Genomic DNA, 13,762 nt, shown 5'->3' with positions numbered 1-13,762 from the left:
GTTGGTCGGCGATACCCGTGCTGCGGCAATGGTGTGGGTAGCTGACCGCAGCACCGACAAGATCGTCAGCTACGCGGTGCGTCCGGTTGGCTACACGGCGCAATGCCTTTCAGGGCAACGAGTAGGGCCGAAAGGCCTGTTGTCGTAACGGCTGATCGGCGTAGCGTCGGCTGGTCTTTGCGTCGACCACGCACGTGCCGGAGGAACGCAATGAAGCGGTCCGCGATAGCCCTGTCCGCATTGGTGCTCGTCCTCGGCGGTGTGGTGGTGTCGCCCGCCGCTGCCGTTCCGAGCGACGATCCGATGGACGTTTACGTCGCCCAGGTGACTGGAGAGCAGGCTGGTGAACTCTCCAGACAAGGCTTCGACATCACTGGCGGCCGAGCTGTCGGTGACGAGGTCGAAGTGGAGCTGGTGCTCGCGGCCAGCCAGCAGAAGGAGCTCGCGAAGCGTGGGGTCGACGCGAAGCTCAAGAAGAACAAGGACGGCAAGAGCGCGCGGCAGCTCGCGGCTGAGCAGGCTGTTGACGGGTTCAGCGTCTGGCGGTCCTTCGACGAGGTCGGTGGGATTCGCGACCAGCTTTACGCGTTGGCGCGGGAGAATCGCAACCTCGTGAAGCTCGAGGTGCTCGGGAAGACCGGGCAGGGGCGTGAGCTCATCGCGGTCAAGGTGACGCAGGGAGCCAGCGGTCAGGTGGACGGGAGCAGGCCCGCGGTTCTCTACTCGTCCACGCAGCACGCTCGGGAGTGGATCAGCACCGAGGTGAACCGGCGGTTGTTGCACCACTTCGTGAACAGGTTCAAGGCCGGCGACCAGCAGATCAAGGATCTGCTCAAGAGCACGGAGCTGTGGTTCGTGCTCGTCGCCAACCCGGACGGCTACGAGTACTCGTTCGACGCGGAGCGCTTGTGGCGCAAGAACCTGCGCGACAACGACGGCAACGGCGTGATCAGCGTTGGCGATGGCGTGGACCCCAACCGCAACTTCGACGAGCACTTCAACTACGACAACGAAGGTTCGTCGAGTACAGCGGCGAGTGACACCTATCGCGGGCCGTCGAAGGCTTCCGAGCCGGAGACCAAGGCGATGCAGGGGTTGCTGGACCGGATCAAGCCTAAGTTCCAGTCCAACTGGCACTCCGCCGGTGAGTGGATCCTCTACCCGCAGGGGTGGCAGACCGGATCCCCCGAGGCCGACAACCCGATCTACGTCGCGCTGGCCGGCACTGACGCCAAGCCCGCGATCGCCGGGTTCGATCCCGGCATCAGCTCCGACGAGCTGTACGTGACGAACGGGGAGACCACCGACTACGCCGACGCTCGCAACGGGACCGTGTCGTTCACGCCCGAGCTCAGCGAAGGGTGTGACGGCTGCGGGTTCGTCTTCCCCGACGACGAGGCGCTCGTCGAGGCGGAGTTCCAGAAGACGCTGCCGTTCTCGATGTCGCTCGCGCGGTCCGCGGTCGACCCGGCCAACCCGAAGTCCGCGGTCGGCATCGGTGTCCAGCCGTTCTACCTCGACCAGGCCGACGCCGACGTCGAGAACACGCCACTGTCCATGTTGGACTTCACGTTCGACGTGTCGTACGGCGATCCGCAGGAAGTCCGCGTGCTGGCCAAGAAGTCGCTCGGCGCCGTCACCGCGAAGTGGCAGATCGGCAACGGGCCGGTGCAGAGCGCTCCGACGAGCGAGTGGACCGGCGGCGAACGTTATGGCGCCGGCAACGCGAACTACTACCACGTCGTCCGCGGTGTGGTGAGCGGGACGAGCCCCGGTGACCAGGTCAAGGTGTGGTTCGAGGGTGGCGGCCAGACAAGTGGTTCGTTCACCTACCGCGCTGTTTCCGAGACCGGCGACGACGTGCTCGTCCTCGCCGCTGAGGACTACACCGGCGCCTCGCCCGCGATGCCTGGCGTGACGGCACCGAAGTACCTGTCCTACTACACGGACGCACTCACCGCGGCAGGCCTGAGCCACGACGTGTACGACGTCGATGCCAACGGCCGCAAGGCACCCGATGCGCTCGGCGTGCTCAGCCACTACCGGGCCGTCGTCTGGTACACCGGCGACGACGTCATCACCCGGGAACCTGGCTGGGGCCCCGGCAACGCGTCCAGCCTGGCGCAGACCGAGCTGTTCGAGGTCCGCGACTACCTCAACGAGGGCGGAAAGGTGCTCTACACCGGCAAGTACGCGGGGCACCAGTACGCGTCCGGGCACGGCACGCAGCTCTACGACCCGTTCGCGAACGCGCAGTGCAGCACGCTGGCCGACGCCGCGTTGCGGTGTCGTCCGCTCGCGGGGTCCGGCGACAACGTGAACGACGTCATCGAGTACTGGTTCGGTGCGTCGATCATCAACGAGGGCGCCGGTCACGACGAGAACGGCGACACCTTCGGCGTCAAGGGCGTCGCGGATCCTCACACCGGGCTGGCGTGGGGCCTGAACGGCCTCGACAGCGCACAGAACCAGGACCACACCGCGTCCTTCCTGACGACGAGTGGCCTGCTGCCGGTCGACCAGTATCCGCAGTTCGCCAGCAACGTCACCGCGGCGTGGGACCGTCCGGGCGGGCCGTTCGCGCCGCACTCCGGCGAGATGTACATGTACTCGCAGATCAGTGACGTGTCGTACAAGCGTCTGACACGCACGATCAGCGTCCCCGCGGGTGGTGCCCAACTGTCGTTCTGGACGTCCTACGACACCGAACCCGAGTGGGACCACCTGTTCGTCGAGGCCCGCACCGCGGGTGGCGACAACTGGACGACGCTGCCCGACATCAACGGGCACACGACGACCAGCACCGGGCAGAGCTGCCCGGCGGGCTGGCGGGATCTGCACCCGCAGCTCGACCACTACCAGACCCTCAACGCCGACGGCACCTGCTCGCCCACCGGCACGACCGGCGCCTGGAACGCGGCGTCGGCGGGCTCCGGCGGCTGGCAGCAGTGGAACGTCGATCTGACCGCCTACGCGGGCACCCAGGTCGAGGTGTCCATCGCCTACGCGAGCGACTGGTCCTCGCAGGGTCTCGGTGTGTTCGTCGACGACGTCGTCGTGACGACCGGCGAAGGCTCGACGTCGTTCGAGTCCGGTATGGACGGTTGGGCTGTCACGGGACCGCCTCCGGGCAGTGCACCGAACGGCAACAACTTCACCCGCACCACCGCCGCCGGTTTCCCGGAGGGCGCCGTGGTGAAGACCGCCGACACCCTGTACTTCGGGTTCGGCTTCGAGGGCATCAGCAACGTCGCGATCCGCAACGAGGTGATGGCCAGGTCCATGACCTATCTGCTCAGCTGACCCAGACCGGCCGCACCGCGCCTTGCAGCTCAAGGCGCGGTGCGGTGTCAGGCGCCTGACCGCACGTGTTTGATGTACGGCTCGTAAGCCGACAGGTCGCGGTGCGGCTCGTAGGTACTCAGGTAGTAGTAGTCGGCCACGATGTTGGCCTGCTGCTCGGTGTTGAAGTCAGCGAACGTCTTCCCGCGCAGGCCTTCCGCGCCGCCGTAGTCGTAGAGGCCCTTGACGAAGAAGCCGGCCATGGCGGTGGGCAGCAGGCTGAGGACGCTGCGGCCGTGCTGGTACTGGTAGGCATGGGTCAGTTCGTGGACCAGCCAGCGCTCGTAGCGCGCCTGGTGTTGCGGCTCGGTCAGGACTCCCTTGGGGAAGGTGACCAGCCTCGGCAACGTGCGGGCTACGCCGAAGCTGCCCAGCAGGCCGCCTTCTGCCAAGCGGAGGGCGCTGATGTCCAAGGCGTCGCCGAACACCTCGCGGGCGATCTCGGCTTCGCGTGACTCCAGGTTGCGGCGGAACACCATGGCAGCTCCCACCTGACGTCGGGTGACTCGATGGTAGGACAGCGCGAACGGGGGCACGCTCAGGCCGTTCGGGCGGCAAGCCTGGCGAGTACGGGGAAGCTCTGCCCGCCGACGTTCGTGCCCTCAGCAGTGACTTGGCGTGGCAGGAGATGGGGACGTTGTTCACGGTCTCGCCGCACCTTGGGAAGGCCGTCAGCAGTACCAGAACGCGCCGGAGTCCTATTTGGACAACGATAACACGAGTGGCACCCCGACCATGCGCTGCTACAAGAAGAACAGCTCGAGCTACACGGACACCAAGGTCACCTGGTCACGGGTGCGCTACCGGGGCTACGGCATCACGGCCGTCGACGTCACCCCGAAGGCGAACGGCGCACCGGCCAGGATGACGGTCCGCGCGCTGGACGAGGACGGCGTGTTGATCGACGAGATCACCGTTCGGCGGTCGTGACCCGGCGATAGCGGATCTCGTTCAACGTGGCCCCGCCGATGGTCTCCGTCTTCGAGAGGCCATCGGCGCGGAAGCCGAACCGTTCGTAGAAACGCCGGGCCCGCGGGTTCTCGTCGAACACCCAGACGATCACGTCCGGCGAGTCGCCGACAGCAGCGGAAGCCAGCGAGAAACCCAGACCGCTGTCCCACGCGGAGGGCAGCACGTAGATCGCATACAGCTGGAAATCGGCATCAGGCTCACGAGACGGGCCGGCCGCCGCGAACCCGACGACCACATCGTCGACGACACCCACCCACACTCCGCCGTGCGGGATGCTGCGTTCCCACATCGACGTGCGCTCTTCCACGGAGAGGTTGTCCAGCACCGAATCCGGGACCAGGCCCCGATACGCGGCCTGCCAGGTCCGCACGTGCACAGAGGCCACCGCGGCAGCGTCGGAAACAACTGCGAGCCTGACTGTCATGTCATCCCCCAATGGCATGATCGGACACATGCGGATCATCGTCGACGCGGACCCAGGCATCGATGATGCCCTCGCTTTGTACTACCTGCACGCGCAACAGGACACCGAAATAGTCGCTATCGGCACGGTGCACGGCAACGTGCCGGTCGAGCAGGCCACCGCCAACGCCCTGAGGCTCGTCGAACGCCTCAACCTGAAGACCCCTGTCGCCATGGGGGCCGCGAAACCGCTGGCACAGCCCCTCATGACCGCGGAGAACGTGCACGGCGAGGACGGCCTGGGCGGGTTCGCCGGCGACGTCCCCACGACGACCTGCACGGACGAGAGCGCTGCCGAGCAGATCGCCCGCCTGGCCAGGGCACACCCCGGAGAGCTGAACCTGCTGGCCATCGGCCCGCTCACCAACGTCGCACTGGCGGTGCAGATCGAGCCACGGCTGCCGCAGCTGCTCGGCAAGGTCGTGGTCATGGGCGGCGCGCTCAACGTGCCCGGCAACATCACCTCGTACGCCGAGGCCAACTTCTGGCACGACCCGGAGGCCGCGGACCTCGTGCTCGGCGCCGGCTTCGAGGACCTGACGATCGTCGGCCTCGACGTCACGATGGCGAACCACGCGCCCGGCGAGTGGCTGGAAGCGCTCCCACAGGACAACTACGCGCGGCAGTTCCTCGGGTTCTACGCGGACTTCTACGAGAGCTACCTGGGCAAGCCGGGGTTCGTGCCGCACGACCCGCTCGCGGCGGCGATCCTGCTCCAGCCCGAGCTCGCGACCTACCACGAGGACCGGTTCGCGATCGAGCTCACCGGCCGGTACACCCGTGGCGCGCTGGTCGCCGACCTGCGGTTCCTGGCGGAAGGCAGCCCGTTCGACCGGGACGTCGCCACCGAACGCACGAAGGCCAAGTACGCCGTCACGGCGCAGAACGGCGTCTTCCTCGACCAGCTGAGGCACGCTGTGACACAACCCTGACAAACCCCCGACGGGATCCGGACAAACGACCGGGACCGTCAGAGGTATGAACGTCCACTTGAAACGATGGCTCGCGGTCTCGGGGGCCGCCGTGGTCATCACGGCGGGCGTCGTGGTCGGGGGTTCCTACTGGAAGCTCGAGAGCAACCTCAAGACCGTCGATCTGGCCGAGGAGATCACCCATCCCAGGCCTCCGTCGACGCCTGGCCGCCCGCTCAACATCCTCCTGATCGGCAAGGACGACGGCCGGTCCGACACCGCCATGGTCGTGCAGCTCAACGCGGCCGGCGACCAGGCGCGCGTGGTCAGCATCCCGCGCGACACGATGGTGCCCAGGCCTCAGTGCGGGACCAACCCGCCCGTGTCCATCGCCATGTTCAACAGCGCCTTCTCCACGGGTGGCGCGGCGTGCACGGTGGCGACGGTCGAGCAGATGAGCGGCATCAGGATCGACCACTTCGTGCAGATCGACTTCAACGGCTTCCGCGACGTCATCGACCGGCTCGGCGGCATCGACGTCACGATGCCCGAGGCGATCGACGACGAGAAGAGCGGGCTGCACGTGCCGGCCGGTCCGACGAAGCTCGACGGAACGCAGGCGCTCGCATTCGTGCGGACGCGCTACAGCATCGGTGACGGCAGCGACCTCAACCGAATCAAGAACCAGCAGCTGTTCATGCGGGCGCTGAGCGAAAAACTCGCGAACGAGAACTGGCTCGCCAGCCCGCAGAAAACGCTCCAGCTCGCCGACATCCTGACGAAGTCCATCGTCACGGACACCGAACTCGGGTCAATTGCGAAATTGGGCGACCTCGCGGGCAAACTCACCGCGTTGAAGCCGGAGAGCATCACCTACGTGACGCTGCCGACCGAGTCCTACCTGCCGGATCCGAACCGGGTTCAGCCCAAGCAACCAGAAGCGGATGCGCTCTGGCAGGCCGCCTGACCTAGCAGGCTGCCCCTTGCCATTCGCTTGGGCGAGGCCACGGCTGAGGAGACCCCCAGCGCTCCTCAGCCGTGGAAGTTCTACCCCAGTCGGTCACTGCCACTGTGACGGTCTCCCGGTCTTGTGAAGGACGTGGAGTCGAGGTTGTCAGACCACCTCGTTAGGGTGGGTCTCAGACCGCCTCTCCGGTGCGTGCGCCGCAGCTCAGACGGGTGGTCCACGTTTTCCGGTCCGGACGAGGTGGAGGCCGCTTGGGACCCCGTGGCGTCTTCGCGGAGCGCTTCGCGCTGCTCTACGCGGAGGCAGGCGACCCTCCTCTGAAGAGGGTCACGGAGTCGGTCACCCGTGCCCGCCGAACGGACGAACAGGGCAGACCGGTCCGCGTCCCCTCCCAACGCGTCAGCGACTGGCGGCGCGGCCGGAACGTGCCCGCCAAGTTCAGCGGGTTGAGCGCGGTCCTCGAGGTCCTCGTCGGTGAGGCCCGCAAGCGCAAGCCCCAGCCCGCGATCGACGGCCTGTACGACCTGGACGTCTGGCGCAGGCTCTGGGAAGAGGCGTTGGCCAGCCCGGTCACCGACACGGACACACCCCCTCCTGAAGAGGGCGCGGTCTGCCCGTACATGGGCCTGAGCGCGTTCGGACCGCAGGACACGAATTGGTTCTTCGGCCGGGAAAAAGCGACGAACGCCCTGCTCGCCCGTTTGACGGAAAACGGCATCACAATGCTGGTCGGCGCGTCCGGTGCCGGCAAGTCCAGTTTGATGAAAGCGGGCGTCCTGCCCCGCCTCCGCAATGACGCCATCGTCATTTCCCCCGGCACGGATCCGCTGAAGGAGTTCGCACTCCAGGTGCCGGAGCTGATCCTCACGCTGGAGTCGGCCGTCGACTCGGACGTGCTGACCGAGTTCGCGCACGAGGTGCAGATCGCGGTCGGCAGCCGGGTGGTGGTCGTCGACCAGTTCGAGGAGGCGTTCACGCTCGGCGGCGACGAGAACCGGCTGCGGATCTTCGTGCAGGCCCTGCACGCGGCGGCGGAGAAGACCGCGGTCGTGCTGGGCGTGCGGGCCGACTTCTACGCGCGCTGCCTCGACTTCCCCGAACTCGCCGAGGCCTTGCAGAACAGGCAGATGGTGCTCGGCGCGATGTCGGCGGCCGAGGTGCGCGACGCGGTGACGAACCCGGCCAAGGCCGCGGGCCTGCAGCTCGAACCCGGCCTGGTCGACCTCCTGCTGCGCGACCTCGGCGCGCACAACCGCCGCGGCAAGGACGCCTACGACGCCGGCGCGCTCCCGTTGCTCAGCCACGCCCTGCTGGTCACGTGGCAACGCAGGCAGGCTGGCCGTCTCACGATCACCGGCTACCGGGCGGCCGGCGGCATCCAGGGCGCCGTCGCCACCACGGCTGAACGCGCCTGGTCCGACCTCGACGAACCGGCGCGCGCCGCCGCGAAACAGCTGCTCCTGCGCCTGGTCCGGGTCGGCGACGACACCCAGGACACCCGCCGCAGGTCCAGCCGCCACAGCCTGCTCGAAGCGAGCACGAACCTCCCCGCCACCGAACGCGCGCTCGAGGTCCTCACCCGCGCCCGGCTGATCACGGTCGACGCCGGCAGCGTCGAGATCACGCACGAGGCTTTGCTGCACGCCTGGCCCCGGTTGCGCAGCTGGATCGACGAGGACCGCGCGGGCAACCTGGCCCGGCAACGGCTGGAAGAGGACGCGGCGACGTGGGCCACGAGCGAACGCGACTCGTCGCTGCTCTACCGCGGCGCACGGCTGGAAGGCGCGCGACAGCAGCAGGTCACCACGCTCGCGAAGGAGTTCGTGCAGGCCTCCGAGCACCAGCACCGCAAGAGCGTCTGGCTGCGCCGCGGCGCCGTCTCGCTCGTGGTGGTGTTCGCGCTGATCGCGGTCAGCGCCGCGGTGATCGCCGTGCGGCAGCGCAACGACGCGGTGTTCCGCCAGGTCGTGGCCGAGGCCGACCGGATCACCGAGACCGACCCGTCGCTGGCCGCCCAGATGCTGCTCGCCGCGCACCGGACGCGGCCCGACGACCAGGACGTGGCGTCCAAGCTGATCGCGACCCAGCAGACACCACTGGCCGTGCCGTTGAAGGGGCACACCGGCGCGGTGTACCTGACGTCGTTCACCAAGGACGGCACGGTGCTCGCGACCGCCAGCTACGACCGCACCGCACGCCTCTGGGACGTGCGCGACCGCTCGAACCCGAAACCGCTCGCGGTGATCACCGGCCACACCGACTGGCTCACCTCCGCGGTGTTCTCCCCGGACGACAAGGTGCTCGCCACCACCGGCAACGACAAGACGATCAGGCTCTGGGACATCACCGACCGGGCGAACCCGAAGCACCTCAAGACCGTCCAGACCGGCAACGGCACCAGCTACCTGCTGGAGTTCAGCCCCGACGGCAAGACGCTCGCGGCGGCGAACGAGGACAAGACCGCACGGCTGTGGAACGTCAGCGATCCCGCGAACCCGCTACCGCTCGGCGAACCGCTGCGGGGCGCCACCGCGGCGGTCAGGACCCTCGCCTTCACCCCTGACGGCAGGACGCTCGCCACGTCCGGCGACGACCAGAACATCCGGCTCTGGGACGTCGCGACCAGGACCATGATCGGCAAGCCGCTGACCGGCCACACCAACGGCGTGCACTCGGTGACGTTCAGCCCCGACGGCAAGCTCCTCGCGTCCGGCAGCGACGACAACACCGTGCGGCTGTGGGACCCGGCCACGCAGAATCCGGTCGGGGACGCGCTCATCGGCCACACCGGCGGCGTGTGGTCGGTCAAGTTCAGCCCCGACGGCCATGTGCTGGCGAGCGGCGCCTCGGACGCCACCGCCCGCTTGTGGAACGTCACCGACCCGCCCAACGCGAACCAGATCGGCAAACCGCTCGCGGCACCCAGCGGCGGAGTGTTCGCGGTCGGCTTCAGCCCGGACGGCCGCAGCCTCGCGACCGGGGCGGGCGAGAACTCGGTGCGGCTGTGGTCGTTGCCGCAGAACATGGTGCCGATCGCCCCCACGAACGTGGGGCCTCCCGCGTTCAGCTCGGACGGCAAGCTGCTCGTGAGCGGCAACGGCGGCAAGACGGTGCAGCTGTGGGACAACACGGACCCGTTCGCTCTCAAGCCCGTCGGATCGGTGCAGGCCGGCCCGGACCGGTCAGGCGTCAAGGCGAAGCTCACGCAGGACAACAAGGTGCTCGGCACCGCCTCCGGCGAGGGGACGGTGCGGCTGTGGAACACCAGCGATCCCGCGCACATCGTGCCGTTCGGACCGTCGATCATGATCCCCACCCGGTTCACCAACCCGCTCGCGTTCTCGCCCGACGGCAGGACCATGGTGACCGGCAACGACGACAAGTCGGTGCGGCTGTGGAACGTCAGCGATCCCGCGCACCCGGTCCAGCTGGGCGATCCGCTGACGGGACACGACGGGTACATCAACGACGTGACGTTCAGCCCGGACGGCAAGACCATGGTGACGGCCAGCAGTGACCGCACGTTCCGGCTGTGGGACATGACCGACGTCACGAAACCACGCCTGCTGGGCAAGCCGGTGGAGGACCACCACGAGCCCGTGCAGCGCGCCGTCTTCACCCCGGACGGCCGCACGCTGATCACCGGAGGTGCCGACAAGGCGATCCGGATCTTCGACGTGCGCGACCGGGAGAAGCCGGTGGCGCTCAGCGTGCTCACCGGGCAGACCCAGCAGGTCAGCTCGCTCTCGGTGACGCAGGACGGGAAGATGCTCGCGAGCGGCAGCTCGGACAAGACGTTCCGCCTGTGGGACATCGACAATCCCGCCGAGGCGACCGCACTGGGTCAGCCGATGGCGCTCGCCTCGGGAGCCGAGCCGTTCGTCCACTTCCGACCGAACAGCCGTGTGCTGATGGTCAGCGCGAGTGACGGCGTGCTGCGCCTGTGGGACCTCGACGTCGCGCACGAGGCCGAACGCATCTGCACGACCACCCGCGGAGCGCTCACCGAGGAGCTGTGGCAGGCCCGCCTGCCCCAGGTGACGTTCAAGAACCCGTGCTGACCAGGCCCAGCCCCTGGGAGTCCGGCCAACCGCGCCTACCGGCAGCACCCCATCGATTACTGTCCGCTCCATGCGTCTTCTTGCTCGGGTCGGCAGCTTGCGCGCGGTCGTCGCGGTGACCGTCGGGTTCATCGCTCTCAACATGCTTCTTGTGGTGCTCGGCAACGTCACGGACTACGGCACGAACGAGGCGTTCGTGCAGCACGTGCTCGCCATGGACACCACGTTCGGACAGGGCCTGAAGTGGCGGGCCATCACCAGTCCCGCGATCGTCACGATCGTCTACGTCGCGATCATCCTGTGGGAGGCGATCTCCGCGGTCCTGCTGACCGCCGGCACCATCGCCTACCTCCGCGACCGGGAGGACAGCGCGCGCAAGTTCGCGTCCGCCGGCCTGCTGATGATCGTCGCGCTGTTCCTCGGCGGCTTCATCACGATCGGCGGCGAGTGGTTCGCCATGTGGCAGTCGAAGGACTGGAACGGCATCACCGCCGCCCTGCGCATGGTGACCATCGCGGGCTTCGCGCTGATCCTCGTGCACCTCAGTCCGCGTCGGGCCACGCAGTAGTCGGCTCCCGGCAGAACACCGGCCCGACCCCTGCGTCGGCGCCCAGCTCACCCCACCACTCCCGCTGCTCAGCGTCCTCGATCGCGTCGATCACCACGAGACCACCGGCCTCGTGCACGAACACGACGAGGTCGCTGAGCACGTGCGACACCAACTCGTCCGGCTTCTGAGCGCGCCCCTTCACCCGCACGGCCTTCACCCCGAGCGAGCGAACCAGCTCGATCTCCGCGGTGGACCCCTTGAAGTCCCGCGCGCCGATGTGCACACCCATGTCGGACAACAGATCGAGGTTGTCGGCCGCCTCGCTGTCCTCGGACGCGAGCACGTGCACCGGAAAGCCCAGCAATAGCCTCTCCGCCTGCAACCCGGTGTCCGACAGCACCCGCCGAACGTCCCGAATCAGGTCAGGACTGTTCGCCATGCTCGCGGTAAGACACACGGCGAGCATCTCGTCGTGCTGACACGCGGTCTCGGCAGCCGTCCTCAACATCCACTCACCGAGCGGCAACATCAACCCGGTGTGCTCGGCCATCGACACGCACTTCTCGTGCGCGATCAGCCCGGCATCCCGATGCCGCCAGTTCAACTCGGCCTCGACGCACACCCGCGCCACCCCGTCGAGCCGCATGACGGGGTTGAACACGACCTCGATCTCGCCGCTCTCCCAAGCCCCGGGCATCACAGCGGCGAGCGCGAACTCCTCCTGCTCCCGCTTGTCCAGCGTGGCGTCGTGCAACCCCCACTGCCGACGACCACTGCGCTTGGCCCGCCGCAACGTCATGTCCGACGCCCGTAAAACCTCCGCCGGACTGCCCCCAGGATGCAACCGGGGCAACACCCCGATCGACGTGGACACCGCAACCCCGTGCCCGTCGAAGTAAACCGGCTCAGCCAGCTCGTGCTCGATCATCCGGATCGTCGTGTCCACGTCCGGAGTCTCCGGCCCGTTCTCGATCAGCACGGCGAACTCGTCACCCTCGAGCCGCGCGACCATGGCCTTCTCACTGGCGAACACCGTCGACAACCGCTCGGCAACAAGCTTCAACACCTTGTCGCCGACCTCGCGCCCGAGCCCGTCCGTGATCACCGCAAAAGCATCCAAATCAAGGTGATACAACGTCACGCCGTACTCGATGTCGCTGTGCAACAACGACTCCAGCCGCGTCGTGAGGTACTGCCGGTTCGGCAACCCGGTCAACGCGTCGTGCAACGACTGGTACTGCAACCGCCCACCGAGCAACGTGAGCTGGCTGTCGTCATCAATCATCACCACAAAATGCTTGGGATTGTCCTCAGGGTCCCTCTGCAGAGTCGCCGCGAGCAACACCCGAAAGTGTTCACCATCCCGGTCGATCAACCGAAGCCGTTCCTCAACCCGCCGCAGCCGCCCGTGCTCCAGACTCGCCAGCGCATCCGTGATGAGCGGCAAATCCACAGGCGCAATCAAATCCGTGAGCGTCATCCCGTCGACATCCTCACGCCGCAGGATGTTGCACAACGCCTCGTTGGCCCGCTCCAACTCGCCACCAAGGCTCACCATCGCAATACCCGTGGACGAGTGAGCAAAGATGTCCTCGAACCGCTCCTCGCTGGCCTGCAAGTCCAACTGAACAGCCCGGTTGGCCCTCAACAGAGCCTGACTGACACTCTCCTGCTGCTCCAGCACAAACGCCTGAATCGCCCCGGTATAAGCCGCCGAAACCATCCCGATGACCAACGCGGCCTGCTCAGCATCAGCCCCTTCCTGCGCCACGAACCGCGCAAGAATCTCAACCGACTTCCGCAAGCTCTCCGCACCAACGCAGTGCATCTCAACGAGCCGCACCCCAACCTGGGAAGCAACACCAGGATCCTGAGCAACAGCCTCAGCCACCACGTCAAGCAACTCACGCAGCTCCGCAGTCAACCGAACAGCCGACAACGGTATGTAAGCAGTCCCGTTGACCTTGATCGCCCAGTCGCGCGCCAGCTCGTCACGTCCCAACGGGCGCGACGATCTCGCGTCGTCCTGGCTCGGCAATCGATCCACCTGACCTGCTCGGCGAGCAACGGTGCGGAAGCCTACCGCCAGCAAACCACACCGTCCCAATGCGCGGAGGCATTCCCCCCAACGGGCGTACAGCCATCTCGCAGCGTTACAACCTTTACTCGCTCAATCGGAGCAATTTTCCCACGCCAAGCACCAACTCCGGCTCCTCTTTCGGCGCACAGACGACCACCGGCCCACCCCCTGCGCCAAGCGGCCCCCGCAACCCGCGCGACGCCCAGGCGAGCCAAGCCGATGCCGCAGGCGAGGCCCCAAGCGAAGCCGCAGGCGAGCAGTCCCGATGGCGAAGCCGAGGCGTCCTTAGCTTGTAACAGCGCTCCGGGCGGGTCCCCGTCACGAGTCGTGCCCAGCACTTGCTGCAACCAGGCAGGGGTGTCAAACGGACACGCTTTTCGTCCGTTTGACACCCCCGCCAGGTTGTGGGTGTGTCTC

The 13,762-nt window shown here is 67.3% G+C and carries 9 protein-coding genes and 1 pseudogene; 6 read left to right on the top strand and 4 right to left on the bottom strand.

Going from position 1 to position 13,762, the window contains the following annotated elements:
- Positions 1-210: 210 nt before the first annotated feature.
- Entirely contained in the window at positions 211-3,303 is a 3,093-nt protein-coding gene (locus ACWGE0_RS36440; RefSeq protein ID WP_452265432.1) for a M14 family zinc carboxypeptidase, read from the top strand.
- Between the two features lie 47 nt (positions 3,304-3,350).
- Here ACWGE0_RS36440 and ACWGE0_RS36435 read toward each other — a convergent pair whose 3' ends face one another.
- Positions 3,351-3,821, bottom strand: coding sequence for a hypothetical protein (locus ACWGE0_RS36435; RefSeq protein ID WP_452265431.1), 471 nt, complete (start codon positions 3,819-3,821; stop codon positions 3,351-3,353).
- Between the two features lie 223 nt (positions 3,822-4,044).
- Here ACWGE0_RS36435 and ACWGE0_RS36430 point away from each other — a divergent pair, with 223 nt between their 5' ends.
- The gene (locus tag ACWGE0_RS36430; protein ID WP_452265430.1) at positions 4,045-4,272 is read left to right on the top strand and encodes a hypothetical protein; all 228 of its coding nucleotides are present in this window, start codon (positions 4,045-4,047) and stop codon (positions 4,270-4,272) included.
- Here the strand turns inward: ACWGE0_RS36430 and ACWGE0_RS36425 are convergent.
- Positions 4,253-4,738, bottom strand: coding sequence for an N-acetyltransferase family protein (locus ACWGE0_RS36425; protein WP_452265429.1), 486 nt, complete (start codon positions 4,736-4,738; stop codon positions 4,253-4,255). The two genes, ACWGE0_RS36430 and ACWGE0_RS36425, sit on opposite strands and share 20 nt — an antisense overlap.
- 28 nt (positions 4,739-4,766) lie before the next feature.
- Between ACWGE0_RS36425 and ACWGE0_RS36420 the strand changes: the two genes are divergently transcribed.
- The 4 genes from ACWGE0_RS36420 (at position 4,767) to ACWGE0_RS36405 (ending at position 11,283) form a co-directional block, all read left to right on the top strand.
- The gene (locus ACWGE0_RS36420; protein WP_452265428.1) at positions 4,767-5,708 is read left to right on the top strand and encodes a nucleoside hydrolase; all 942 of its coding nucleotides are present in this window, start codon (positions 4,767-4,769) and stop codon (positions 5,706-5,708) included.
- A 46-nt stretch (positions 5,709-5,754) separates the two neighbouring features.
- Positions 5,755-6,654 carry an LCP family protein gene (locus ACWGE0_RS36415; RefSeq protein ID WP_452265427.1) on the top strand — a complete coding sequence of 300 codons (900 nt, stop codon included), beginning with the start codon at positions 5,755-5,757 and terminating at the stop codon, positions 6,652-6,654.
- 251 nt (positions 6,655-6,905) lie between these two features.
- On the top strand, positions 6,906-10,715 hold the full coding sequence (locus ACWGE0_RS36410) for an nSTAND1 domain-containing NTPase (protein WP_452265426.1): 3,810 nt from the start codon (positions 6,906-6,908) through the stop codon (positions 10,713-10,715).
- Positions 10,716-10,785: 70 nt separating this feature from the next.
- The gene (locus ACWGE0_RS36405; protein WP_452265425.1) at positions 10,786-11,283 is read left to right on the top strand and encodes a DUF2165 domain-containing protein; all 498 of its coding nucleotides are present in this window, start codon (positions 10,786-10,788) and stop codon (positions 11,281-11,283) included.
- On the opposite strand, the gene ACWGE0_RS36400 is transcribed toward ACWGE0_RS36405, so the two are convergent.
- A complete protein-coding gene (locus ACWGE0_RS36400; RefSeq protein ID WP_452265501.1) occupies positions 11,258-12,550 on the bottom strand; it encodes a diguanylate cyclase domain-containing protein in 1,293 nt (430 codons plus the stop codon). The two genes, ACWGE0_RS36405 and ACWGE0_RS36400, sit on opposite strands and share 26 nt — an antisense overlap.
- A pseudogene (locus ACWGE0_RS36395) lies at positions 12,551-12,988 on the bottom strand (PAS domain S-box protein); the annotation flags it as partial.
- Positions 12,989-13,762: the final 774 nt, after the last annotated feature.

The organism is Lentzea sp. NPDC054927 (genome assembly GCF_053610285.1).
The sequence above is the reverse complement of the archived record's forward strand: the minus strand, read 5'-3'. Positions and strand labels throughout refer to the sequence as shown.

Bases quoted from the DNA above. Each gene is read 5' to 3' on its own strand.
- ACWGE0_RS36440 (WP_452265432.1), top strand. From the start codon at position 211: ATGAAGCGGTCCGCGATAGCCCTGTCCGCATTGGTGCTCGTCCTCGGC.
- ACWGE0_RS36435 (WP_452265431.1), bottom strand. From the start codon at position 3,821: ATGGTGTTCCGCCGCAACCTGGAGTCACGCGAAGCCGAGATCGCCCGC.
- ACWGE0_RS36425 (WP_452265429.1), bottom strand. From the start codon at position 4,738: ATGACAGTCAGGCTCGCAGTTGTTTCCGACGCTGCCGCGGTGGCCTCT.
- ACWGE0_RS36420 (WP_452265428.1), top strand. From the start codon at position 4,767: ATGCGGATCATCGTCGACGCGGACCCAGGCATCGATGATGCCCTCGCT.
- ACWGE0_RS36415 (WP_452265427.1), top strand. From the start codon at position 5,755: ATGAACGTCCACTTGAAACGATGGCTCGCGGTCTCGGGGGCCGCCGTG.
- ACWGE0_RS36405 (WP_452265425.1), top strand. From the start codon at position 10,786: ATGCGTCTTCTTGCTCGGGTCGGCAGCTTGCGCGCGGTCGTCGCGGTG.
- ACWGE0_RS36400 (WP_452265501.1), bottom strand. From the start codon at position 12,550: ATGATTGATGACGACAGCCAGCTCACGTTGCTCGGTGGGCGGTTGCAG.